Annotated in this window: 24 protein-coding genes; 13 read left to right on the forward strand and 11 right to left on the reverse strand. The window is 37.6% G+C overall.

Annotated elements, in window-relative coordinates:
- Positions 1-17 precede the first annotated feature (17 nt).
- On the forward strand, positions 18-353 hold the full coding sequence (locus OGI71_RS04170) for a nuclear transport factor 2 family protein (RefSeq protein ID WP_120257291.1): 336 nt from the start codon (positions 18-20) through the stop codon (positions 351-353).
- A gap of 40 nt (positions 354-393) precedes the next feature.
- On the opposite strand, the gene OGI71_RS04175 is transcribed toward OGI71_RS04170, so the two are convergent.
- On the reverse strand, positions 394-2,865 hold the full coding sequence (locus tag OGI71_RS04175) for a TonB-dependent receptor (RefSeq protein WP_282254053.1): 2,472 nt from the start codon (positions 2,863-2,865) through the stop codon (positions 394-396).
- 609 nt (positions 2,866-3,474) lie between these two features.
- On the opposite strand from OGI71_RS04175, the gene OGI71_RS04180 reads away from it, so the two are divergent.
- The 7 genes from OGI71_RS04180 (at position 3,475) to OGI71_RS04210 (ending at position 7,341) form a co-directional block, all read left to right on the forward strand.
- Positions 3,475-3,708, forward strand: a complete 234-nt coding sequence (locus OGI71_RS04180) for a hypothetical protein (protein WP_282254055.1) — start codon at positions 3,475-3,477, stop codon at positions 3,706-3,708.
- Between the two features lie 18 nt (positions 3,709-3,726).
- Positions 3,727-3,948, forward strand: a complete 222-nt coding sequence (locus tag OGI71_RS04185) for a hypothetical protein (RefSeq protein WP_282254056.1) — start codon at positions 3,727-3,729, stop codon at positions 3,946-3,948.
- A gap of 113 nt (positions 3,949-4,061) precedes the next feature.
- Entirely contained in the window at positions 4,062-4,568 is a 507-nt protein-coding gene (locus OGI71_RS04190) for a hypothetical protein (protein ID WP_282254057.1), read from the forward strand.
- Positions 4,550-4,891, forward strand: coding sequence for a hypothetical protein (locus OGI71_RS04195; protein ID WP_282254058.1), 342 nt, complete (start codon positions 4,550-4,552; stop codon positions 4,889-4,891). The genes OGI71_RS04190 and OGI71_RS04195 overlap by 19 nt, the downstream gene beginning before the upstream one ends.
- A gap of 5 nt (positions 4,892-4,896) precedes the next feature.
- Positions 4,897-6,111 carry a hypothetical protein gene (locus OGI71_RS04200; RefSeq protein ID WP_282254059.1) on the forward strand — a complete coding sequence of 405 codons (1,215 nt, stop codon included), beginning with the start codon at positions 4,897-4,899 and terminating at the stop codon, positions 6,109-6,111.
- A gap of 32 nt (positions 6,112-6,143) precedes the next feature.
- Positions 6,144-6,542, forward strand: coding sequence for a hypothetical protein (locus OGI71_RS04205; protein WP_282254061.1), 399 nt, complete (start codon positions 6,144-6,146; stop codon positions 6,540-6,542).
- Between the two features lie 127 nt (positions 6,543-6,669).
- Positions 6,670-7,341: a DKNYY domain-containing protein gene (locus tag OGI71_RS04210; protein WP_282254062.1), complete on the forward strand. Its 672-nt coding sequence runs from the start codon at positions 6,670-6,672 to the stop codon at positions 7,339-7,341.
- 646 nt (positions 7,342-7,987) lie between these two features.
- On the opposite strand, the gene OGI71_RS04215 is transcribed toward OGI71_RS04210, so the two are convergent.
- The 4 genes from OGI71_RS04215 to OGI71_RS04230 all read right to left on the reverse strand — a co-directional run bounded on the left by OGI71_RS04215 (position 7,988) and on the right by OGI71_RS04230 (position 11,616).
- Complete coding sequence (locus tag OGI71_RS04215) at positions 7,988-8,488, reverse strand: hypothetical protein (protein ID WP_282254064.1); 501 nt, start codon at positions 8,486-8,488, stop codon at positions 7,988-7,990.
- A 1-nt stretch (position 8,489) separates the two neighbouring features.
- Complete coding sequence (locus OGI71_RS04220) at positions 8,490-9,314, reverse strand: SDR family oxidoreductase (protein ID WP_282254065.1); 825 nt, start codon at positions 9,312-9,314, stop codon at positions 8,490-8,492.
- A 15-nt stretch (positions 9,315-9,329) separates the two neighbouring features.
- On the reverse strand, positions 9,330-10,931 hold the full coding sequence (locus OGI71_RS04225) for an aldehyde dehydrogenase family protein (protein WP_282254066.1): 1,602 nt from the start codon (positions 10,929-10,931) through the stop codon (positions 9,330-9,332).
- Positions 10,932-11,016: 85 nt separating this feature from the next.
- Complete coding sequence (locus OGI71_RS04230) at positions 11,017-11,616, reverse strand: TetR/AcrR family transcriptional regulator (RefSeq protein WP_282254067.1); 600 nt, start codon at positions 11,614-11,616, stop codon at positions 11,017-11,019.
- A 534-nt stretch (positions 11,617-12,150) separates the two neighbouring features.
- Here OGI71_RS04230 and OGI71_RS04235 point away from each other — a divergent pair.
- Complete coding sequence (locus tag OGI71_RS04235; RefSeq protein WP_282254068.1) at positions 12,151-13,164, forward strand: terpene synthase; 1,014 nt, start codon at positions 12,151-12,153, stop codon at positions 13,162-13,164.
- Between the two features lie 496 nt (positions 13,165-13,660).
- Here the strand turns inward: OGI71_RS04235 and mnmE are convergent, their stop codons facing one another.
- The gene (gene mnmE, locus OGI71_RS04240) at positions 13,661-15,040 is read right to left on the reverse strand and encodes a tRNA uridine-5-carboxymethylaminomethyl(34) synthesis GTPase MnmE (RefSeq protein ID WP_282254069.1); all 1,380 of its coding nucleotides are present in this window, start codon (positions 15,038-15,040) and stop codon (positions 13,661-13,663) included.
- 179 nt (positions 15,041-15,219) lie between these two features.
- Here mnmE and OGI71_RS04245 point away from each other — a divergent pair, with 179 nt between their 5' ends.
- Positions 15,220-15,705, forward strand: a complete 486-nt coding sequence (locus tag OGI71_RS04245; protein WP_282254071.1) for a hypothetical protein — start codon at positions 15,220-15,222, stop codon at positions 15,703-15,705.
- 74 nt (positions 15,706-15,779) lie between these two features.
- On the opposite strand, the gene xpt is transcribed toward OGI71_RS04245, so the two are convergent.
- From xpt to OGI71_RS04260, 3 genes are all read right to left on the reverse strand, one after another.
- A complete protein-coding gene (xpt, locus tag OGI71_RS04250; protein ID WP_282254072.1) occupies positions 15,780-16,355 on the reverse strand; it encodes a xanthine phosphoribosyltransferase in 576 nt (191 codons plus the stop codon).
- Between the two features lie 54 nt (positions 16,356-16,409).
- A complete protein-coding gene (locus OGI71_RS04255; RefSeq protein ID WP_282254073.1) occupies positions 16,410-18,188 on the reverse strand; it encodes a long-chain fatty acid--CoA ligase in 1,779 nt (592 codons plus the stop codon).
- Positions 18,189-18,502: 314 nt separating this feature from the next.
- The gene (locus OGI71_RS04260) at positions 18,503-19,699 is read right to left on the reverse strand and encodes a proline dehydrogenase family protein (protein WP_282254074.1); all 1,197 of its coding nucleotides are present in this window, start codon (positions 19,697-19,699) and stop codon (positions 18,503-18,505) included.
- Between the two features lie 95 nt (positions 19,700-19,794).
- Here OGI71_RS04260 and OGI71_RS04265 point away from each other — a divergent pair, with 95 nt between their 5' ends.
- The 3 genes from OGI71_RS04265 (at position 19,795) to OGI71_RS04275 (ending at position 21,969) form a co-directional block, all read left to right on the forward strand.
- A complete protein-coding gene (locus OGI71_RS04265) occupies positions 19,795-20,001 on the forward strand; it encodes an RNA-binding S4 domain-containing protein (protein WP_120257306.1) in 207 nt (68 codons plus the stop codon).
- Between the two features lie 50 nt (positions 20,002-20,051).
- Positions 20,052-21,119, forward strand: a complete 1,068-nt coding sequence (aroB, locus tag OGI71_RS04270; protein ID WP_282254075.1) for a 3-dehydroquinate synthase — start codon at positions 20,052-20,054, stop codon at positions 21,117-21,119.
- Between the two features lie 136 nt (positions 21,120-21,255).
- The gene (locus tag OGI71_RS04275; RefSeq protein WP_282254076.1) at positions 21,256-21,969 is read left to right on the forward strand and encodes a ThuA domain-containing protein; all 714 of its coding nucleotides are present in this window, start codon (positions 21,256-21,258) and stop codon (positions 21,967-21,969) included.
- 169 nt (positions 21,970-22,138) lie between these two features.
- Here the strand turns inward: OGI71_RS04275 and OGI71_RS04280 are convergent, their stop codons facing one another.
- Together OGI71_RS04280 and OGI71_RS04285 are read right to left on the reverse strand one after the other, a co-directional pair.
- On the reverse strand, positions 22,139-24,025 hold the full coding sequence (locus OGI71_RS04280) for a TonB-dependent receptor (RefSeq protein WP_282254078.1): 1,887 nt from the start codon (positions 24,023-24,025) through the stop codon (positions 22,139-22,141).
- 229 nt (positions 24,026-24,254) lie between these two features.
- Positions 24,255-25,208, reverse strand: a complete 954-nt coding sequence (locus OGI71_RS04285; protein WP_282254079.1) for a zinc dependent phospholipase C family protein — start codon at positions 25,206-25,208, stop codon at positions 24,255-24,257.
- Positions 25,209-25,351: the final 143 nt, after the last annotated feature.

A 25,351-nucleotide genomic window follows, 5' to 3' on the forward strand; every position in this document is an offset into this window, starting at 1 on the left:
CATAAAAAAAGGAAGAAATGAAATCAGCAAAATACATTGTGCTCAGTTTTCTCGAAAGCCTGAATAAAGAAGATTTTACGGCTGCATATGAATTATTGGATAGTGACATGGTCTTCGAGGGTGTGCTTGGGAGTAGGCATACTGCGGATCATTATATTGCGGATATGAAGAAAATGAAGTTTAAATACAATATTAAAGAAGTAATGACAAATGGTAATCATGTGGCTATCTTCTATAACATTGATATGGGTGGAATGGAGATCTTTAGTGCAGGCTGGTATCAAGTAGAAAATGAGCTGATCCTGAAAATAAAGGTTGTCTTTGATCCACGGCCACTTCTGAAAGATAAATAGCTTTACTCAGGAGTGTGTGGATCCAAATTTTTGAGTAAAGCTATTCGGCCCTTTGTTTGAGATCTTCGGCGGCACCTGTTTTACGTGACTGTCCTGTTTTGGTGGATCCAAAATTATAGCTATAGGACAACATCACAACTCGGGGCTCTCTTCTAGTCTTAAAATTTTCTTTGTAATCATTGTAGACGGTCACCCCCTTTATAGTATTGCTGTTGAATATATCACTTACGGCGAGCTTCAGAGTGTTTTTGTCCTTAAATTTCTTTTGCAACCCGATATTGAGATACCAATAAGGGTCAATATGGGCGAAGGCGTATACCTCGGTAGCTTTATAATTGGCCGCTAATTCGGCAACGAAATTTTTACCCAATTTAAGCGTATGGATGCTATTCATATCGAAGGTGAAATTACCAATATTATTGATCTGTGTCCCTGAAACGTTTCCTGTATATGAACCGTAATAAAAGTTCGCGCTGTTGTTTATATCCCACCAATTGGTCGGCTTGATCGGTAGAATGAGATTGAGGGAGTAATAGGAAGCTGATTTCAGGTTCTCTTCTGTCTGAACGGTGATGTTTTCTCCATTTTCGATTACGGGTTTTATGACAGTCGTAATATTGTTGCTTATTTTGCTATAACTCAGGGTGGCTATATATCTACTTTTGAAACTATAGGTGAGTTCGTAATTTTGCGATGTTTGTGCATTTAGATCGGGGTTGCCAACGCGATATGTTGTCGCATTAATATAGTATTTAAAGGGGTTGAGTTGTTGATAATTGGGACGGTTGATGCGACGGCTGAGATTGACTTCGAGATTATGGTCTGTTGTGAAATCATAGGAAAAAATGGCACTTGGAAATAGCTGAGTGTATTGCCTTTTATTAATTTGTGCAGTGGTTAGCTGTGTTCCTGTAACATCGGTTTTTTCAACACGTAGACCTAATACGGTTTTCAGCTTATTCCATTTTTTTGACACATTACCATAGGCTGCGTAGATGTGCTCCTGGTAGATGTAATGATTAGATTTATTGGTGTCCCGTACTGCCGGCGATGTACTATGATCGTAAAATTCAATATCGTTATCTGATTTAACGTAACTCGTTTTAACGCCAGTTTCCAGTTTGAGGTTTTTAGGGAAGATCTTAATCCAGTCGCTTTTTAGCGCATAAATATTCAAACCACCATCAGTTTTTCCTCTTAAGATATAGGGTATACCTATAGGTTCACCATCGTTGTTGCTGGTTTTGGTATCAAAACCTTGGTTTGATGTATTGACATAGCGAATGAAATCTATATCCGTGCTAAGTTCAGAACCAAGAGTATCCATGCTGTATTTATGGTTGAGATTAACAGAGATATTTCTCAAGGTATTGTTCGTTTGACTTAACGTGGCGGTATGACTGAGTGGTTGATCGTTGGGGGCTAGGATAGCCGTTTTGCTATTCCCACGTGGTTTAAAGATATTACTTGTGAAGCTGACAGATGCACCCAACACGTTTTTGTCAGTTAGATTATAATCGAAGCCGATTTTACCATTATGGTTGCGGGTATTGAATTTAAAGAAATTGTCCTGTAGGTATGTTTTCTCTAAATTGCCTTCCGTGTAAAACTTTCGATCGATCATAAGCTCGTTAAATGCTTCGCGATAAGCAAAATTATAATTGGCAAAGAGATTGAGCTTATTATTGCGATGGTTGATATTAAAACTGTTGTTATTTTTAACGTATCTACCTGCACCTAATGCTGTAGAAAAGCTTCCGTTGGTTCCCTTATTTGTTCCTTTTTTTAGTTTTATATTGATAATGGCAGTTCCGGCTGCGTCATATTTTGCAGATGGGTTGGTAATGAGTTCAATTTTGTCAATCGCAGATGCGGGGAGGCCGCGGAGGTAATTGGCTAGTTCATCGCCGGTAAGTGGTGAGTTTTTCCCATCAATCTGTATCAAAATATTGTTTTTTCCCCGCAGAATAACGTTGTCATTCCCATCTATTGTAACACCAGGTGCTTTTCCCAGTATTTCTAGCGCAGATCCACCCGTATTTTGAAGGCTGCTTTCCACATTTAAGATCATTTTACCATCATGTCGTTCAATAAAAGGGCGTGATTTGTTGACGACGACGGTCTCCAGTCGTTGTTCGTTTATCCGAATTTCAGGTAGAGCTATGTCATGGTCCGTCACTTGAATGACCTCCGAATTGTAGAGGTCTGATTGACCCTGGCGAATTTTGAAGTAATAGGCTCCTTTGCTGAGGGCATTAAATCGGAACTCACCCTGTTGATTGGGAAATTCGGTCTTGATCAGCTTAGCCTCTGTATCGAAGAGGTTAATTTCCAACGGGGCAATTTCTGCAGTAACTATTTTTCCAGATAATATAAAATCGTTTTTCTGAACCTGTTGCGCCATGATCTTGGTTGTCGATATAGACAGTAACAGGGTTGTGAATGTGATCAAAATTGATCCTGCTATAGAATCGGTTAGCATGATCAAGTGGAGGTTTCGTTGAGTTCGCATTTTTTATATTTCTATCACCGTTGTATGTCTACTCCGTAGTTGTATGTCGTATAAGCTTGTATTATGTTGCAGGATAATATGGTGTAAGTTTGTAGGCTTTGAGAAAATTGAGCTGATTTTTCTATCTTAATGATGCAGGAGTCCGTTGCGCATAAGGTGAAATGGAAGTTAATAGGAATAATGCTATGCTGATGATTGTCTCTGCCTCGTTATAATTTTTTGATGAAAATAATTACGATTCGTTGAGATTGACTTAAGATTCGTTTAATGTTGACCGAAAATAACTCGATATCTTTGATTCGGCAGTTGTTCATTTATTATTCAGGAGATTGAGCCTTTTCTTGCTAAAGATCTTTCTTTGGAAATTAATAGATTGGAACAGCAATTTGTGTTATTTCGGATAATAGGGTAGAAAGTGTTAAATAATATCAGATAATGGGTATAACGGAAATATTTGTCGTCATACTGTGCATTGGAATTGTCAGTTTAGTTGCCGGCATAATTTTGTTGTTGTTGTATTTTGCTCTTACACTTATAGGTACGAAGGATTAGTGGGAAAATTTTATTAAAAAGCTTTTTAACACGGCATATTATCTATTACAGATAGGTATGGTCATATTTATGCTGGCGCTAGCGGGCATGATCATCAGTATGACTATTGGCGGAACAGCAAAAGGCGAATATAAGTTGAGATTCGGTAGAACAGGAGGTGGCTATACAACGATTAGGTGGGCTACCAAACCCATACAATTTGCTTTTCAGACGGTTGGCTTTATAGGTTTTTCTATCTGGCTGATCTATTTTTCGATTAAACAGATTCGATTTATTTCAAAGAAAAGATGATTTTTTAAGCATCCTTGAATGAGACTTATTTTTATTATTATTGGTGGAATAGCTGGTATTTTGTTTTCTTTTTGGGATGCCATGGTTAGTTATTCCGATACGGCTCCAATTGGCGATCAGTTTGGGTTAGCAATTATTTCATGGCCTTTCTTTTTAATCAAAACACTTATTTATCTGCTTATTGGATCACTTTCTGGTTGGTTGATCAGTTTGGTCTTTAGAAGAAAATTGCCACAATGAGATTATACGGATAATGATGCGGTCATAGCGAATAATAAATATCTCCTAACAAATTTAAAATAATCTAATACACGACAAAAATCAACTGTATATTGGTGTAAAATTAATCTGGTATGAAGTGGATGTTTTGCATATTGATTTTTGTGACAATGGAAACGAATGCGACGTTTGCCCAGACTTATTTAAGGAATGGAGTGTATGAATTAGCTGATATTATTTCATCAGATACCATTGGAAATGGAAGAGAGAAGATGCTAACCTTTGAAAAGAAAATCATCAGAAGAACACTTACTGTATCGAATGATACAATCTGCTATCAGATCGGAGAGAATACACAAACACCTGCGGCTAGTTTTGGAATACAAGCAGATTATTGTTTGAAACTTAAACCTCGCAATAATGGGTTCAGCGCGGAAAACAAGACTGTCAAATTGAAGCTAGTTATCCTAGATGATGCGACTATTTCGATGGAGGTTTTAGCGGGAAAGGCCAACTACTTTTATAGTGGCGGTCAATATTTTAAACGTGTAATTGCAATTCCACCTGAAAGAAGAACATTGACTTTTAAACGGGTATTAACGGCCGAAGATATTGAAAAGTTATGGGAACAGGAGCAATAAAGGATAAGGTAGGAGTCAACATCCTCAAAGTCGCTCAGGTTATTGTAGGAGGGATCTATATCCTGTTTATTCTGCTTTATCTTGGCCTTATTGTACCTGAATACCTAGCCTGTATCAATTGTGATAAAGAAGGTGCAATGGGAACTAATATTTGGGGTGATTCAGTGCAATGTTTTGGCGATAGTAAGGCCTTTGGTCAGGTTATGTTTGATGTGTCAACTATGACTATCGTTGGGCTTTCTGTTGTATTAATTCTCCTATTTCTTTGGCGGAATTTGATATCCAGGGGTGAGTTTCGAATTAAAGATTCCAGTAAAAAATGAGTGCTATGAAAAAAGTCTTCATATTGATTTTAGCGGTTGGTACTTTATTGCAATCCTGTAATTATAAAGTACAAGATCATGTCAAAGAAAAGGTCGTTCCAGCAATGGAGGAAGCTATTATGCAAGTTGGTACCATAAAAAAGACAGGTGTCCCAATTCGTTCTTTTATTGGTAGAACAACCAACGATACTGTGGTGTCAAAGATGCACGAATGCTTGGGAGTAATGTTATCCAAAAAAGTATCGAAGGATAAGTATGCACTAGCGCAGTATTCCGCTGTCATCGATCATTGCCAGCACGGACAGTGCAAATTTGTGATAGAACGATTTCTACGCCATGATGTGAATGGTCAATCTGTGTTTTTGATTGTAGATGAGCTGGATGTGAGGGCAAACTATCCGGCGATCTGCTATGGTAAGTTCCAATTGGCAATAGAAGGTGACCGGGAAGAAAGCTATATCGTAGCGTTTTATAATAGTGATAGTGAGTTGATTACTCAAATTAATCGGATATGGCGTATTGATCTGGAAAAGGAAAAGTTTGTGGAAATCAGCAAACCTAGAAATTTGATATTAACCAATCCCGACTATGTTGAATCAGAGGAAGATCCAGCATTTACATTCCCGTCGACAGGGAAAAAGGCTTTGGATTTTATAGTCGATCCTACTGTTTTTGAGATTCAATATGAAACAACTGGAGACTTAAATGGGGATAGTCTATCTGATATTGTGATGGTTCGAAGAGATAAAACAGATAAAATGGCGATCAGATCAATCTTGGTACTGCTTCAGAATAAAGACAAATCCTACCGTCTGCACAAAATTTCGAACCTCCTCATGCCGGTTGAATTTAATAAGGATGGATCAAAAATATATGGAACAGAGGATATTAATATCGTAAATGGTGAGCTTCACCTTAATTTTTATGGACTTGCTGGTGTGCAGGGTAATATTTGGGGGCATTTTAAATATTTTGGGGATGATCTGATGTTGACTTATGTAGAGACTTATAATGTGGGTGCTGGCTCTTGGCAATCGCTCTACTATGATGTGGTAAAAGGAGAATTGACGGAGGAAATAACGGATACAACAAAGGAAGACATGCCTGCCAAAACTAAGACATTTAAGATGAAAAAGAAAAAATATCTATTTGAAAATAGCTCATTGGATGGGGTTATGGAAGCCGCTTATAAAATAGTCAATTCAGAAGAGGCAGTATAACCGAAAATATGTATTCTAATATCTTAATGATTATGAACAATGAAAGCAATGTTAGTATGTGTCGAAATAAGGGGGGATGCGGTTTTAGAATAAAGAAAAGCATCGTCATTGTTTTGGCTGCAATTACTATCCTAACCTGCGGTTGGCTCATCCTAAGTCTGATGAACTCTTTGGATATTCCGTCCAATAAGAATGATCAGTTTGCAAGTGAGCAAAAGTGGCGGGTGGATCAACGGAGCGATATTGATTCCTGCGAAAAACAAATTATCAAAAATCAGATAGATCTGAGACGCGCCAATGAAAGACAGATTTCGGGGCGGGCTTTTCAAACACAAATATTAGCTCTTTTGATAATTGTATTTCAATTGATATTGATTGTTTTCGTGGTATTGATACGCCGGAAGCCCTATTCTTTTCAAAAGACTTCCTAATATGAAATTATTGAAATTTATATTTGTGGTGGTAATACTATTGGCATGTATTTTTTGCCTTATTTCATTTTTGAAGCCGATACCATATTCCAACAGTTGCGGTGAGGATAATCTATACCGATTTCGCATGGGAATCTATCAGATAGATACAAATATTATTCAAGAAAAGGAACTGCAGAAACTTGGTGGGCTATTGTCCTTTGCTGGAATCCAGAAAATTAGGTGCCCTAATGAGATGGAGAGGCAGCGGGACAAAATGCTTGCACAAGCTCTTGATAGCACAAATAGGAGCTTAGAATGGAGACTGCTGAAAGACGATCTATGGATTAATAAAAATGGAGATATCGGATTGAAGGAAATGGTTCCTGTTGGAAATGAAGGTATCATTTTTGTTGATAGTTATCTTACACGAATGGGCTTTAATACAGAAGAACCCTTGAATACGATTATTGATACCAGTACGTTTCAAAAGCTAAACAGTGCATTTTACAAAGATAAAAAACATATTTATCGCTATTATGCAATGGCTTACGGTGGAAGCTTTTCTACTTTTGAAGAAGCTGATCATGCAACTTTTGTGGCGCTTGGCGATTGTTATGCCAAGGATAAAAGGCATATCTATGAAAATCGCCATGGCATTTTAGATCATGTAGACTATAAAACGTTTAAAGTCAAAAGTACGGTGTCCGGTTGTTTTGCCAAAGATAAAGATGGCTATTTGTCCTGGAGCGATCGGATTACTGAGGAGGATCTCAATGATGAATATGTAAAACAGGCGATCAGCGAATTGGATAAATAATGCGGCGGCTTAGTGAGGGATTCAAATTCTATCCGTTGGGTGTAGTTAAGGCCTTCTAAACCTTTATGATATCTAATATCAAGAATTTTAAGATTGGGCAATTTGATAGACCACTAAGTTATACACTTTTTCTTGGAAATGTTGTCTAGTATGAGGGACAGGTGAGGGGATTTATAAAAAAGCAAACCAAACACTGAAGAATTCTTACAAAATACGGGATGTTGTAATATTTTAAGAAATCAAATGTTTGGTTTGTTTTATCTTGTTCTTTTTATTGTATTTATTTTCCGATACAAAAAGTGAATAATCTTGACTGTCAGTAGTTTAATTCACCACGAGGGGTAAATAGAGTTTTAATTTTTTCCAACTATTAATAACTATAACGAAGTTACAAATATTCTGAAAACAAACCAATTATAATAGAAAAATAAATAATTCACCTTCTCAACTGTACCTTAAAATTTGTATCAAAAATTTTAGGGACAAATAAATACCAAAATGACGAAATATTTGTTAAGATGTATCGAATATTTCCCCTAAAAATCTTGTGCTATTTTTTTAATATCTTGCGTTAAATAGAATTTTTAATTCTTTTGGAAAATTTTTTGAAATCGTTATCATACGCTATTTGCCAATACCAGAGTTCTCAATTCACCTTATCAAGTCGTGAAACATTTTCAAAACAATGGGTTAATCGGCTGTGTAAAAATGTCTCTATCAATAAAAATCCAACGAATAAACAGAATAATCCGAGAATAAGCCCTTTGTAATATTCTTTTACAGTAAATAAAAAAATAAGTACAGAAAGAATGAGCAAAGCACTCCAAACAATTTTTAGAATAATGTAAATTTTATGGTCGGATTGAGCTTTACCTAAGGCCATTTTTACTGTTTCTTTTGGGTTATGCCGGTATTGTTCTGTCACCGTATTGAGGTGTTTTGCTCTGGAATAGGTAAGAAAACTTCCATACCCCAGAGAAGCCGCTGTTAGCAGGCAAATAGGAATGAACATCCCCTTTAATAAAGGATTTTCATATTTGAATCCAAATATCAGGCACAGCACTAAAATAAGTCCTATGCCTACCATTATTTTGCCTTGCAGCGCATCACCTTTTGTCCATATACTGAGTTCCTGCAAAAATTCCATATTATAAACCCCAGTTTTGTTTGATAAGGGATAAGTAACTGTCATCATCCAATTGTTTACGGGCTGCTATAATTTCTTCAGCATCTACCCCTGCGATGTAGCGCATTTGTTTTTTGTTGTCGGTAGCGGCTTCATAGATTTTTTCGGCCACAACAATTGCCTCTGAAGCTCCACTTCCGGCTTGTTGTATTGCAATCATTACTTTTTCCAGAAATGGAGCATATTCAGTCTGTGATGGGTCTATATTGAGGTTCTTCATAACGGTATCCTCAAAATTCGTATTGATCATTCCTGGTTCAATTAATTTTACCTGGATTCCAATAGGTTCAAGTTCAAATGATAGCGCTTCACTGAGTCCTTCCACGGCAAATTTTGAACCATGGTACAAGGTGCCAAGAGGCAAGGTAATTTTACCACCCATGGAAGAAATATTTATAATAATTCCTTCCTGCTGTTTTCTCATGATCGGGATTATGTTTTTGGTCACAAGTAAGGTACCGATTACATTGACATCAAACTGTATCCGCATTGCCTGTTCAGGTGTAGCCTCCAGGATACCATAAGAACCATATCCTGCATTGTTGAGGAGCACATCAATTTTTCCGAACCGCTCAACGGCTTGTTGTACTGCAGATTGTATGGTATCTTCTTTTGTAACATCCAGTGCTATGACCTGCACATTATCTAAGCTGTTAAGCTCCTTATCTTGTTCCGGATTAGAGCGGACAGTGGCTGCCACATTCCACCCTTTTTGTTGGAAATATTTGGCAGTTATACGTCCTATGCCGCTACTGCATCCTGTGATAAATATTGTCTTTCTCATCATTGTATTAATAAAAATTTAAAAATCTTTTTTTCTTAAACCATCAATTACGGCTGTTCCGGCCATTTTTGCCAAGTTCGTCCAAGTGGGATGCATAGAGTAGCTCGCCATGTTTTTAGCAAGATGGTCAAAAGCCTTTTGATTGGTACGGAGCATATGTCCTGGAGATACAAATTCGTCGTAAACAATTGATTTTTCAATGTTCTCAAATCCCAACAGATTTCCGAAATTGCCGGAACCGGATACCATTTCTTTACCTTGCTCATTTCCGCCCCAAGTCAGATATGGGCTTAAAAATACAAATACAGGAATAGTATTTACGGCTATTCCTCCGTATTTCAAATTGTTAACGGCTGTGTCTAATTCTTTTTGGTGGGCCTTTTTTGTGTCTTCATCTATCAGAAGCATACATCCCAATGAGCCCAATAATTTATCATTGCAAAATGCAGTAGCTTTTGGTAAAAAATCTTTGGCATTGGCTGGTACGTCTAATGCAACTTCATTCATAATTTGGCAGAATGCTTCGTTTTGTGTGGCATAGCTGTCCTCTTCACAACCTGTAATAAGCATAAAATTGGCATGTTTGAATCTGCCGTTTTCAGGTTTTAAGATTTCTGCATTCGGATAGGCTTTTTTGAAACCTTCCTCTGCTTTGTCTGTGCCAGGATAATAGGCTCCGGCAGCCGGAGTATCTTCAGAAAGAGCTTTTCTCAGAGCATTTAAAAATTCATTTCTCTGCTCCCAATGTCTGGAAGTCACCAGTGTTTGCGGGCGTCCGCATACAGCACCGCCATTGAGCTTGGCAACCGTAGCAATCTGATTGGCCTGATGTTCCATTTCTTTTTTCGTCCAGGGTCTGTCGCCGGGAACAATAATGCAGGGGTTATTGCCACCACACTCAGCTACCATAGGGGTATTGGTATTGCCCATAATTGCTTTGGCCGTTCCTGTTCCCCCTGTGAAATAGATGGCCGCTAAACCATCAATTGTTGTAAGTTCCCGTCCCTGGTCTGCTGAAACAAAGCGTAAGGCTCCAAACTCGATAATAGGCTGGAAAATCTTTTCCCAAATAGCATCGGTTTCTTCGTTTAGATGATGCGGTTTGTGGATGACAGCTTTGTTATCGTAAAAAAGCGCTTTTACCATTTCAAGTGATGAACTGTAATTTCCGGCACCCAAAATGGCTGTTACTCCGGCTGGCTTTTCTAAAGGATTTACCTGCTTCGGAGTTCCTTTTACACGTAAATGTCCGCTTTGTGTTCCGCTGAGTACTTTATCCTTGGCATCCATTGGGAATACGTGTACATCATAGGTGTCGTCATTTACTTTGGTAATATTCAAAGGTTTTGGCATTTCACCCTTCGCGATGGATTCGTAAAGCTGTATGCAGGCCGAAACGTTTCCTGCCAAAGGAACTGCCGTTGCAAATACCGATTCAGCATGCGTGTAAATGTCTTCACCCAAGATGGTGTTTTTCATTTTTTGGTCTGAGGTGCCCAAATCGTCTGCATACTTTTTCAGGTTATTCTGTACTTCTTCCAGTAAATGAAGTTTTTCCACTACTGAAGTTTCTGCCCATTTCTTAGGGTCTAATTGATTAAAAGCTTCTTGTGCTGTCATTGTAATTAATTTTTTTTAAATCATTAGTTATTAATGATATCCACTTTTAAATGAATATTCATTCAGTTTTTATATTAAATTTTTTTTACGAAATAGCTTTCCATATTCTTTCAATATTTTGGTCTATCATATGTTCTGTAACTTCAATATTATCCTTGAGCTGTACCTGAACCAGTGCAATTACGGCATTATAAATAAACCGGATTAATAATACAATATTAATAGGTTGAAATGATCCGTTCTCAAGTCCCTCAGTCATCAGGTCTACAGACTGCTGATAATAGGTTCTTCCCAATTCTGTAATTTCTTTTGATATATATGGTGAATAATTGAGGGTATTCACAACAAAAAAATGCGTAGGATTGTCTACATAATAATGATGTACTTTTCTGCCTAAAATAAAAAAACGATCCTTGTAAGAAGCTTTCATTTCTACTTCAGAAAGATTAACCGCTTTACCAAACGATTCTTGAATATGCAGAAATAATCCTTCAACCAATTCATCCTTACTTTTAAAATGTAAATACATTGTTCCTACTGCAACTCCTGACTCTTTTGAAAGTTGTGCCATTGATGTCTGTTGCAGACCCTGTTCTGAAAATAACCGTAATGCTGTTTTTACAATCTGAGTTTTTTTATCTACTTTCTCTCCTCCCATAATTCTCCTAACTGAATGTTCATTCATAACAAATTTAAAAAAATTTATGAATACTCAATGATATTTATTTTTTTATTGCAACTACCATTAAAAGAGATTGTTAATTTGATAGAAAATAGTAAATAATGGCAATGCTACTTGGTTCGAAACCTTTGATTATTGCGTTTTACCTCAGTATTATTCTTAAATTTAGAAGTGATAAAGTTGGCTAATAGACAACTCTATTTATGTTTTATTTCCAAGATTTGGAAGATATTTTAAAGGATTTATGCATATATTATTAATGTTTATAAGCTGATTCAATTGATTTAATCGTAGTCGACCGGAACAGATTAGAGGGGCGGTCATTATTTAGAGGATTGTCGCTTCTTTGATGGGATAAGCTGTAGGAGTAGTTTATTTTGATCTTATTTTCATGTTCTTAATTTTATTAGTTTTCAAATTGGATTTCGATGAAAGAATTTTAAATGTTCTATTTTTTTAGAATATTTTTTTAATTAATAATTTGAACAATGTGGGATTATTTTTATTTTAATCTAACCAAAAACATATAAAATTATTATGAAAACATCCTTAACCGACGAAGAGTTTTATGCAGGCTTATTGCAATTGCCTAAACCTACATATCCTTTTCCTAATTTTATTCATCCGGATTTCGAGCAGCTACGTCAGGAGTATTATAATTGGATTGATACAGAATATATCATTCATAGCAAAGAAGCCCGTGAAAAACATAAAAAGCATCATTTATGTGATATTGCTGCACGTGGTTGCCCTTTTTTACGATCTATTGATGAATTGCTGCCTCTTGCGAATTATACGGCAAATGGGGCAATGATGGATGACTATTTTGATAGATGTCCGCATGATAAAATGCATAGTATAATGAATAGTGCTTATGCATTATTAACAGGTGCTGATCCGAATGAGCCAAAAGAAAATGGAATACTACGGTTATTCTGGGTGCTGAGACAAGATGCTCTTAAGGTTGAATTTCCGGAGCATTTATACAAGAGGTTTATAAATTCAGTGAGGGATACTATTAAAGGTTTTGCGGAAGAAAAAATATATTACAGAACCAACTCAATCCCTCCGCTTGCAGTTTACCTGCTTAACAGAGAAGGCACAAGCGGTGTTTTGCCATACTGTGATTATGTGGCAATGCAAAAAGATTATCGTCAGCTTCCTGATGAAATCTTTGATCATCTTTATATTAAACGTTATCGAACACTTTGCTGTTTAATAATCGCCATCCATAATGATATTATTTCCTTGCCGAAAGAGCTTCACAGGGAGGGTGATACTTTAAATCTAGTAAAAGTGTTAAAACAGGAATACGGAATATCAATTCAGGAGGCTTACATGAAAGCTCTTGAACTTCATAATGATTATTTAAACGAATTTTTATTATTACAGAATCATTTGCCTCCTTTTGACGGTTGGGATAATATGGTGTCAGATTACATTCAGGATCTTGGGATAATGATATCAGGGATTTATGCCTGGCACACGCATGATACTTCCCGTTATGTTAACGGTGGTTATGTAGAAGGTGAATATACAAATGGAGAATAGTGATGTGATTTTAAAATTTTAAGAATCATTTTTCTCGTTAGTTCCATCAAGCTAATTTTATAGTAGTAAATAGGAAAGAGATGATAGAAACTATTGGGGGAGGATTCGAATATACATTTAGTTGAGGAATGGAGAGGATCTTTTGACCAGCCAGAGACTTATAATGCACTTATCCCAAGAACGTGGTTTGATTAGGTAAACACAAAAACGATGCATTATGAAGATTAAGAAATCAATTGCTTGGGAATAACTTTAATGAGAACACAGTACAACATAAACGCTCAAATAGAGAACCGACTTATAGAAGGTTTTTACTTTTTGGGACTATCCAGGTATGATAGCTTTGACAACTTATTTACCTCAGTAAGAATAGTGGTTTAACTTCTGTAAAACTTTCGGGCGGTTTCTTTAATAAAACCAGCTCGACGATACGAATAGCTCCCATTGTAAAGGGATTTGATTATTGATTTGTTTTAGTTTGTTCTGTTTTACCTATTTATTTTCCGATACAGAATTTGGAAAAGATATTATCCAGTAAATCATCTGTAGATACACTACCTGTGATTTCTCCAAGATGATACAAGGCCTGACGGATATCCATCGCTAAGAAATCCGAAGTTACAGGATTATCAATACCAAATAATACGCGCTCCAGAGAATCTGATGTCTTTTGCAAGGCTTCTACATGTCGGATGTTAGTTACCATGACGTCGTCTGTATTTAAATTTCCCAGCTGTACTTTGTTGATCAGTTCATCCTTCAATTCTTCTACGCCTATCTGCTCTTTCGCTGAAATATAAAGCGGAGTAAGCGGTTCATATTCAGCTTTTTGTTTGTCAGATAATAAATCAGATTTATTGATGATGGTCAAAAATGGAATTTGAAGATTTTCAATTTCTAGCAACTGCGATTGAACTTCATCTATTTTATCTTGCATTGGATCAAAAAGATAGATAATCAATCTAGCCTGTTTCATTTTTTCGCGTGTACGCTCAACTCCCTTCGCTTCAATGATATCTGCAGTCTCACGAATACCCGCTGTATCTATAAACCGGAAGGTTACACCATGGATATTAATTTCATCTTCAATGGTATCACGTGTAGTCCCGGCGATGTCCGAGACAATGGCACGTTCCTCGTTTAAGAAAGCATTCAATAGGGTTGATTTACCTACATTTGGTTTCCCTGCAATGACTACAGGAACACCATTCTTTAACACATTACCTTGTTCAAAAGACTGAACCAGTTTTTGAACAATTACTTTTATTTTATTGATTAGGGTTTTGAGCTGATCTCTATTCGCAAATTCTACGTCTTCCTCTGAAAAATCCAATTCTAGTTCAATAAGAGAGGCAAAGTGGATCAAGTCCTCACGGAGGGATCTAAGTTGATTGGAAAATCCACCCCGCATCTGCTGCATGGCAATTTGATGGGATGCTGCCGAATTGGAGGCAATTAAATCGGCTACAGCTTCGGCTTGTGAAAGATCCATTCCACCATTGAGGAAAGCACGAAGCGTAAATTCACCAGCACGGGCAGCCCGAGCTCCTTTTTTGATGAGCAAATTAATAATACGCTCAATAATATATTTGGAATTGTGTGTAGAGATCTCTACCGAATTTTCTTTTGTGTAAGAGTTTGGAGCGACAAAAAGGGATACGAGTACTTCATCTATAATCTCTTCACCATCGCGAATGGTTCCAAAATGAATGGTATGGGAAGCTTGTTGGAGCAGATCTTTACCCTTGAAAATGTCATTGGTGATTTTAATGGCCTGTTGACCTGAAACGCGAATCACAGCAATCGCACCATTGGCACCAGCCGATGTCGCCAATGCGACAATTGTATCTTCAGTAATATAACCTGTATTGGACATGCTGCAAAGATACGTTAAATTGGCTGGAATGAAAGTGCCTAAATATCCCAACAAATTAAATTTTCGATGAGGAATTAAACCTTTGTTTAGACACGAATGTCATACCAATAGAAACGCTTATAAAAAGGTGAAAAAGTAGGCGGTATTGTACTTGATTTATAAATTTAAATTGTCTGGTTATGAGAAAGATAATATACTTCGCATTAGCAATAGGAGGACTTGCTTTAATAACTCCAAAAGAATCGTCGGCTCAGCATCGTGGAAATGACCGCGAATGGAAGCATGAGAAAGAGCATCGGAAATATGAGGAAAAGAGAGATCGTGAAGAACAGAAATACTGGGAAAAAAGAGATAAGGAAGACCGGAAATATCATAAAAAGGTAGCCAAGTATTATCGTAAGGAATATAGGCATGGCCCGCCAGCATGGGCGAGAGCACATCGATATGATAATAGACATCACGTTTATTTTAGGGACTATAAAACATTTTATGACCCTTATCGCAACGGATATGTTTATATGAGAAACGGACGTTGGAGTTTTTCGGCTAATGTACCTTCTTTCATGTTAAACGTTAACTTAGGGGCAGCCAACATACGTGTGGTGAAGGATGTGCCGATCAGCAGACACCCAGAAGATTTTTATAACGACTATCGTTGGGATTAAAAATATAATTTATCTTGTTGTTTAAACTTAAAAAGCCTCGTTCTTTATTGAAATGAGGCTTTTTGTTTGTGTTGTTAATCTTCTTCGAAGCTGACTTTATCCACTTCCAAAGATTTTATGCGTGCTAAAGATTCTATTCTGATATCGGATAATTTCCGTAATCTTTCGCCACCTTCCTGAAAGGATTTTTCAATAATAAAGCCCATACCCAATAATGCTGCGCCAGACTGTTGGATGAGATCCAGCATACCGAATGCTGCATTTCCATTGGCAAGAAAGTCATCGATAAAGAGCACTTTGTCATCCGTGGAGAGAAATTCCTTGCTCACACAGATATCGTAGGTTCGATTTTTTGTAAAAGAATGTACTTCACTAACATACATATCACCCATAGTCTTAGGTTTTGCCTTTTTAACAAAAACAACGGGGAGTTCTAAGAGGTAGCCCAACATGATCGCTGGTGCAATACCACTCGCTTCAATTGTTATGATCTTGTTGATGGGTAGATCTGCAAAACGACGTATAAATTCTACTGCAATAGATTTCATCAATACGGGATCCATCTGATGATTGATAAAGTTATCTACTTTGAGTATGCCTCCAGCGAGGCTTTTGCCGTCATTAAGGATTCTATCCTTTAATAATTTCATGTGATACTTTTTATAAATAAGTGCGAAGATACATTAAAATAGGAGTGATATCGGTTAATCGATCTCCATTTGATATAGATTATTAAATTCTTCCTGATGATGTTCGAGAATAACTTTACGCTTCATTTTCAAGGTCGGTGTCAGTTCTCCATTTTCAATAGTGAATTCATCCCTTAAAATAATAGGCTTTTTGATTTGCTCCCAATTGCCAAAGTGCTGATTGGCGCGACGTACTTCCTGATTTACCTTTTTGATAATTGCAGGATTAGTCAAGAAGTCCTCTTTAGTCATATCTGCGAGTTCTGGAGCATCGTTTTTTGCCCAATCCAATAGGTGGGAATAATTGGGTACAATAAATGCTGAAGCAAATTTCATCCCGTCACCAATCACCATGGCTTGTTCTATAAATTTAGATTCCACAAGTTTGGTCTCTATAGGTTGCGGGATAACGTACTTGCCACCTGAAATTTTGAACATCTCTTTCTTGCGATCTATAATTTTTAGGAATTTCTCATCTTCCCATTTGCCGATGTCGCCTGTATGCAACCAGCCATCTATAATCGTTTTGTCAGTCTCGGTTTTATTTTTGTAATAGCCCATCATCACATTAGGCCCTTTGACCAAGATCTCGCCATCCTCAGCAAGTTTGATTTCTACGAACCGAACTGGGAGCCCAACAGTGCCTATGCGTATTCCTTTAATGTAATGGTTAACCGAGATTAAAGGTGATGCCTCAGTCATACCATATCCTTCATATAATGGAATTCCGGCAGCCAAGAAAGCTCGCGTCAGTCTGTTATGCAGCGAGGCAGAGCCTGAAGCAACGGTTAACAGCTCGCCACCCAAGGCTTGGTACCATTTGTTGAGTACAAGCTGTTTGGCAAGTTTAAGCTTCATATTATAAGCAAAACTTCTCTTGATGGGATTAGGGTCATATTCTTCAGCGATATTAATGGCCCAATCAAATACTTTTCTTTTGAATCCGGTAAGCTCATGACCTGTTTTCATGATTTTCTCATAAACCTTCTCGAGGATGCGGGGAACCACGGTCATGATATGTGGCTTTACCTCTTTTAGGTTATCACCAATTTTATCAAAAGACTCTGCAATATGTATGGTAAAGCCCAGGTACATGTAGGTATAGAGTACCATCCGCTCATAAGCATGACAGGGGGGAAGAAAAGTTAGTCCTCGATCATAAGCCTTGCAGGGCGTGATTTCTGCGGCTCCAAGCACATTCGAAAAAATGTTATTATGGGAGAGCATAACGCCTTTCGGCTTACCCGTTGTACCGGAGGTATAAATTAATGTGGCCAGATCTTCGGGTTTGATTTGATCACGTAACTGAATCAGTTTATCTTCTGGACAGTTTACTCCTAAATCATTGAGTTCATTCCAACTTCTTGTGGATTCCTGTTCCGAAATACAGAAGATATATTTTAATGTATAAATGGACTCCGTTAGGTTCATCAGGCGGTCATATAGACTCTTATTACTAACGATGCAGACTCTGATTTCGGCATCATTAAAAATATATTGGTAATCGGCGTCAGTAATATTGGGATAGATGGCTACAACCACTGCGCCAATTTGTTGAATAGCAAAATCTATCATGTGCCATTCCATACTACTGCCTGCGATAAGACCAACCTTTTCGTTGGGCTTGACACCGAGTTCAATTAGTCCTTTGGACAGACTGTCCACTTTTTCAAGAAAATCAGCCGTTTTGATATAGCTCCACTTGCCATCCAGTTTGTGAGCAAACATGTTAAGATCGGGATATTTGCTGACCTGGTGACGTGCAAGATCAAATAATCTAAGTTTTTCTTCCATTTCAAATATATATACTTTTTGTTCCGGGGGAACATCATTTCCCTATGAACTTTATTTTAAGGGAAAAGTTTGCAAACATAAATAATTGTTTCAATAATTTGGAATCAATTTGTAATTAGCTTATTCCAATGTCGAGAAGCTGAAATAGGAACACTGTTTTTATGAAACATTATCTCTATTTATAATAGATGAGGAAAGTAGAGCGGGAAAGGGGAGTCACGAATTAATCGCTGCTCTTATAGGAGATAAAGATGTGGTATTGGATCGTAGAAATCTAATAGGTGGATACACGCTGAAAAAGAAAAAGCTAGTCGTTATTGACGACTAGCTTTTCTTCTTTGTTTTTCCTTGATCAACAGCCCGAGCTCCCGACCAGTTGCTCCGGCAACGGAGGTGTTTTCTTGTGCTCTTCTGAATAGGTAAGGCATCACAGCCTTAACCGGTCCATAAGGCATATATTTAGCAACATTATAGCCATGTGCAGCCAGATTAAAGCTCAAATTGTCTGACATTCCCAATAGTTGAGCAAAATAGATCCGATCTGTCGATCTGTCGATACCACGTTTGTCTATTTCCTCGGCCAGTAACATACTGCTGTCTTCATTGTGTGTACCAGCCATCAGTCCGAAATTGTCCAAGTGGTCCAATATAAACTCAATAGCTTCGTTGTAATCTGTATCAGATGCAGCTTTACTTGGTTGGATCGGATCAGCATAGCCCATTTGTGTAGCACGTGCACGTTCGATCTCCATATAGGCGCCACGTACAATTTTTGCTCCCATGTGAAAGCCTCTGATCTTGGCATATTCAAAATCAGCCTTTAAAGAAGCTAATTTGTCACTACGGTAAAGTTGGTAGGTATTATAAACAATAGGTTTTTCCATATTGTATTTTTCCATCATCTCACGCGCAATGTCATCAATAGCATCCTGGATCCAAGAGTGTTCAGCGTCAACCAATACCTTTACGCCCGCTTCATGACAAGCTTTACAGATCCGGTCTGTGCGATCCAACATGCGTTGATATTCTGCTTGTTCGGATTCTGTTAATGTTTCTTTCGCATTAACCTTCTCGAACAATTCAAAACGACCTAATCCCGTTGGTTTAAAAACTGAAAACGGAATATACTTGTTTTTGCTAGCAGCGGATACAGTACGTAGTACTTCTTCGCAACAGGCATCAAAAGCACTTTCAGTCTCTTCGCCTTCAACTGAATAGTCCAATATAGTTCCAACGCCATTTTCGCCCAAATCATTGATGGCGGTTTCGCAGCCTTCAATGGTTTCTCCTCCACAAAAATGTTTGAAGATTGTACTACGGATTATACCCTGGATCGGCAATCCAATGTTCAGCGCAAAGTTGGTCATTGATGGACCTACTTTCGTTAAAAAGTTATTCGCTATTATTTTGAATAACCAATACGCTCTTTCTAAATCCTTATCGCTTTTACTTTTAAAAGCGATCTCTGTATTATCAAAGGACAATGTTCTGGGCTCAGAATTCTCAATCATAATCTTTATTTGCAATAAGGCAAATGTAGCAATTTAGTAAGCATTAAAACGATGATTATTCTTGTATTCCTCGGTTAAACCACTATTTTTGTGAAATGCAAGAATTTAAAATCGAAGGAGAATATATACAGCTTATTCAGTTACTTAAAGCTTTAAATTGGGTAGAGCATGGCGCTATGGCTCAGTGGGTTGTCGCTGAAGGGTATGTTAAGTATAATGGCCAGGTTGATTATCGGAAAAGACTGAAATTAAAGCCTGGTGATGTTGTTGAATTTGATGGGATGGAAGTAAAATTGGTGTAATATTAAACAATATTGGTAAATAGAAAACTTAAACCTTAAAGAATCATAGAATGGAAGTCATAGAAAGTTTGGGCTATCAAGTATATTTTGATGATACGTTGGCCTCTTTGGAGACGTTTTTAGCGGAACGGAATTATTCAAAAATTATAGTTTTGGTAGACACCAATACCTTAGACAATTGTTTGCCATTGTTTCAACAAGCCCTACCTAATTTATCCAACTATGACGTCATAGAGGTAGATCCGGGGGAAGAGAATAAAAATATAGATTTCTGCATTGGAGTGTGGCAAAATATGCTTGATTTTGGAGCTGACCGACATTCGTTGCTGATCAATCTCGGTGGTGGTGTTGTCACTGATATGGGCGGTTTTGCAGCATCTACGTTTAAGAGGGGGATGGATTTTATTCAGATTCCGACAACCTTACTTTCGCAGGTAGATGCTTCTGTCGGAGGGAAGACTGGAATAGATATGGGAAGCGTGAAAAATATAATCGGAACGTTTGCCCAACCACATGCCGTGTTTATTTCGAGTCAATTCTTAAAAACATTGGATAGAAGGCAATTGATATCCGGATTTGCTGAAGTTATTAAACACGGACTGATCTTTGACCATGCGTATTACGAACGTGTTAAAATGCTTGATATAACGCAGGTAGATAATGCGTTGGTGAAGCATTCGGTTTCCATAAAGAATAAGGTAGTGCTAGAAGACCCCAAAGAAAAAGGGCTTCGTAAGATCCTAAATTTCGGACATACAATCGGTCATGCCATTGAGGGATATTCGTTGTTGAATGATCGCAACTCTTTATTACATGGGGAAGCTATTGCTGTTGGAATGATCTGTGAAGGTTATCTTTCTCATAAATTGAATGGACTTTCGTTAGATGAATTAAACGACCTAATTGCTACTTTCAGACGATACTTTGACGATTATACGTTCAGTTCGGCTATTGATACAACCCTATTGGATCTGATGCGAAATGATAAGAAAAATCTATCCAATCAGATCGGCTTTGCGCTCCTTGATAAAATAGGTAGTTGTCAGTATGATATTTTCGTTTCTGAGGATGATATTATTGAAAGTCTTGATTTCTACCGTGAGCTAACCGCAGGATAAAATTTTGGAAAAAGCTGTGTACGGGGAGAGTACATAGCTTTTTCTATTATGATCTAAGTGTTAAACGTACTGCAGAAAGTTGCGACCTTAGCTTATAAAAAACCTAAACTAAATTTTAATAATAACCAACTATATCATGAATAAATTCTCCATTTTTCTGTTTTTCTTTTTTGCGGTGACCATGACCGCCATTGCACAAAAAAGAGTGCTGATTTTTAGTAAAACCCAAGGGTTTAGACATAGTAGTATTGAAAAAGGTGCTCAAGTACTGAAACAATTGTTGGACAAGGAAAAGATTGCCTCTGATCATTCCGAAGATGCGGCTCTGTTTACGGACCAAGACTTGAAAAAGTATGATGCCATTATCTTTTTAAGTACTACTGGCAATATTTTGGATGAGACACAGCAAGAGGCGTTTGTCCGTTATATTCAATCGGGCAAAGGTTTTGTGGGGATCCATGCCGCAACGGATACCGAATTTGACTGGCCATGGTACAACGGTTTGGTTGGGGCCTATTTTACGTCACATCCTGCTGTACAGAATGCTAAAATAGCTATTGTTGATAGAAAACATATCGCTACCAAACATCTTGATCCTGTATGGTGGCATAAGGATGAATGGTACAATTTTAAAGATGTTAAAGAAGGTCTACATGTGTTGATGAATTTGGATGAGAAGAGTTATAATGGCGGGAAAATGGGCGATCATCATCCGATTTCCTGGAGCCAAAATTATGATGGAGGAAAGGTTTTTTATACAGGACTGGGGCATACAGAAGAATCTTATGATGAACCTGCGTTCCAAAAACACTTGATTGGCGGAATTTTATCGGTACTTCCGAAAAAATAGTGTAATTAGCCTAAAGTTAGTATAATCCAAAAGTCTGAGTGCTTTAATGCTAAAGATTCAAAAAACGTCTAATACCCCATAAGTGATAATCATTTATGGGGTATTTTTAGCTATAAGAGACAGCATGCATTTTTAAGCAAGGGTATCCCATTGTGCTGATTTTAAGTTTTTAGTACCTGAATTTGTATTTTGCACCTAGACTAAACCATCTTCCTGGCATCGGTACAGCCGCCGCTTCAATATAGCTCTTGTCAAAAATGTTCTGAATATCAGCAAAAATATTGAGGCCGATAAGCTGATACGAAGCTCTTAGATCTGCAATAAAATAATTTTTGTAACTGATACGTTCGTTGAAACGATTTGCTGTTGTCAGCATCCAGTTTTTATGATTCACCGTAAAATTGAGAATAACCTGCTGTCTTAAATTTTCAATGGCATATTTGGAGCGGATGCCATTTTCAACTTTGATCTTTGGATTTAGATAGTTATAACTTATTGTCGTGTAAAATCGTGTGGTAGCCATTGGATCATTGAGCTGATAACGAAAAGATCCATTGAGTCCATCAACAATATTTTTTCCAATATTGGAGGGTTTCCATGGAATGACAGTTCCTTCGGCAACAGCACCATCGGTTTTTTGCCAGTCTATAAAATCATTTATATTTCGGTGAAAATAGCTAACCTGAGCAACGATATGGTTGGATAGATATTTGATACCACCTTCAATCTGATAGGCATTCTCTGATGTTAGATCTGGATTTCCAATATTGGCAGTTTGATTGGTATAGAGGTCTGTAAATGACGGGATACGTTGGGCAGATCCTGCACTCAGGACGAATTTCCAGCGTTCTGTTATACTATAGCCTAGGTCGAGCCCCGGAAATACCTGCCAGCCAAATTTTGAATTATAATTTACGTAGGCTCCCGCATTGACCATTAGTTTGGCAATCGCTTCAGTTTTGAACTCCAGATAACCGCCGTAGTTTTCGCGGTTATGGGAGCTGATAGCAGTACTATTGATTCGCTCGAATCGGCTCTCTAGTCCCAAACCAAAAGTTCCGTAATGCTGTTCTAATGCGGCATTTACTTCGGCCCCAAAAACATTGCTATAATGTTTTGATCTACCTTTGCTGGTTTGCCTTCCCAAATACCAATATTCATCTTCATTATATCGGTTACTGAGTCGAGGGCTAATAGAGAAGTCCTTGCTCAATTGATGTTTCGACTGTAGGGATGCGAATGCTGTTTTAACTTGTTCATAGGCCTCTTTGTCCGTTGGGGCAGCATAATATCCATTCGCTCCAAACTGATTGTCGATATAGCCAAAGTTTGCTTTTATTTGATTAGTCTCATTGGGCTGATAAGTTCCGTCGTAATACAATTTGTTATTATTGGAGCCTGTATTATAACGCTGACCGTTGGAATCTTCATGTCCAAAATACAAGCCGTGACTGGTAAGTCCACTGTTGAACTGCGCACCTAATTGGGCTCCCTTGCCGTAATATTTACCAGAGCTCGCCTGTTCATTGTCTTTAAATGACGATCCACCATATACTTGTGCACTGATCTGATTGGATTCGATTTTTTTTGTAACGATATTGATCGCACCTGTGAGCGCATTGATGCCGAAGATACGGGAGGCTGGTCCTCTGATAATTTCGATACGCTCTATAGATTCTACCGGTACGGGGAGGTTCATATTGTGGTGCGCAGTCTGTGGATCTGTAATTTTAACACCATTTAATAGGATAGCAGTTTGTTCAAATGAGCCACCATCTATACTTACATCAGCCTGTGAACCAAATGGTCCTCTTTGACGTACATCTACACCAGGTATATTTGTTAGCAGTTCGTTTATCGAACGATTGGGTAGTCGTTGGATGTCTTCTTGTGTCAGTATCTGTATATTTTTGCTCTGCTTTGAGAAGGGGATCTGGAGCCTGTTCTGATTAATAATGACTTCATTCAATGCTGTCGTATCCCTCATTTGTGCATAGGTTGCACCTACAGTTAAGACGATGGCGAGCTTTGTTAACGCTATTTTTTTATTCAACATGATTTCATTTAATTACCCTATATAACCATAAACTTGGTAGTTCGTAAAGAGATTCGATATATCCTTGTTACCTGTTGTTGATTTGCGCCAGTATAGTATTTTACCTTTTTGCAAAATCACTATAGGGCAGTTCATAGGTTTTATGCCGCAAAACTAGTTCAGTTGATTAAGAAAGTAAATAGTCCGGTACTAATATTGTGTGTAGTCCGGTCGGTTACCTGCGGTCTACTTACGTCCATTCCTCGCGGCCAATAGGCTTTTTACCGTTTGTAGTGATGCTATCCTGCTTATTTTCAAATTTGATTTTGGAGGCGCTAGAAAGGTCGGGTTGACCAGACTCAAGCCAGGCCGAGTACCAGTATGAGGCTACCCGAAGAATTGTTTTACGCATTCTCCGTTCCACCATTCCGTTCAATGCATGATGATAGGCTTTAGCATAACTATCGGAATAAGTCCATAACAATTGATTGTTCCGTTCTATAAATGAGTTTTTTTGAGAAGCTTTAAACTGTTTGTTGAGAAGCGATTCAATACTGAGTACAGAATCGACGAGTTGATTGCTTTCACGAACAATATTCCAGGCTTCGCTTAAAGGATCTACGATATAAATGGCTTTTCCAACAAGTAGGTTATACTTGCCGGCGAACATTTCGGGTAGTCGGCTCTCCCAAAAAGCATGAATGCCGATCTGACCAGTTAATTGGCCATTATAATTTTTGGTCGTATGTAAGGGGACATGGGCATCGGCGATATAATGACCTAAATCTGCTGAATGTTTGACGATTTTATCATAATCCTTTGATTGAAAGGCTTTCACAAGCTTTAGATAGGTAAAGTTAATTTGCCAGGGGATAATACCGTTTTTAAGTAGTTGTCGTTCTTGGAATTTATCCTTTGCTTGTGACCAATGTATGGGTATTGAATCTATCTGTCTATCTGCACGGTAATCTTCAATGTCAATAAAGTGTCGTGGTCCCTCAGTACTGTCGATAAAACAACGCTTATCTGGATCTACAGCTTTCTCTGTAATAAGGTCAATATTGGTCTTGTAAAATTTGGCCAACTTTGCGGGGAGTGCAAAAACCGCGTAATGGTTGATTTTTTTATGCGCAAAAAATCCCCATGAATTAAATGTAAACAGTACAACAATGGAAAGTGTCCAAAGGAGAGGAGACTTTTTCATAGTAAATTGGTTATTAAATAATTGTTAATCCTAAAGATACATAAAAATGAAGAAAAATGGTATTAACTATATAAATTCATTATATTAATTTATCTTTTCTTAATATGACTAAACAATAAAATAATATTGATAGTCGTTAAAAT

It is taken from the genome of Sphingobacterium sp. ML3W, assembly GCF_029542085.1.
Taxonomy (GTDB): Bacteria; Bacteroidota; Bacteroidia; order Sphingobacteriales; family Sphingobacteriaceae; genus Sphingobacterium.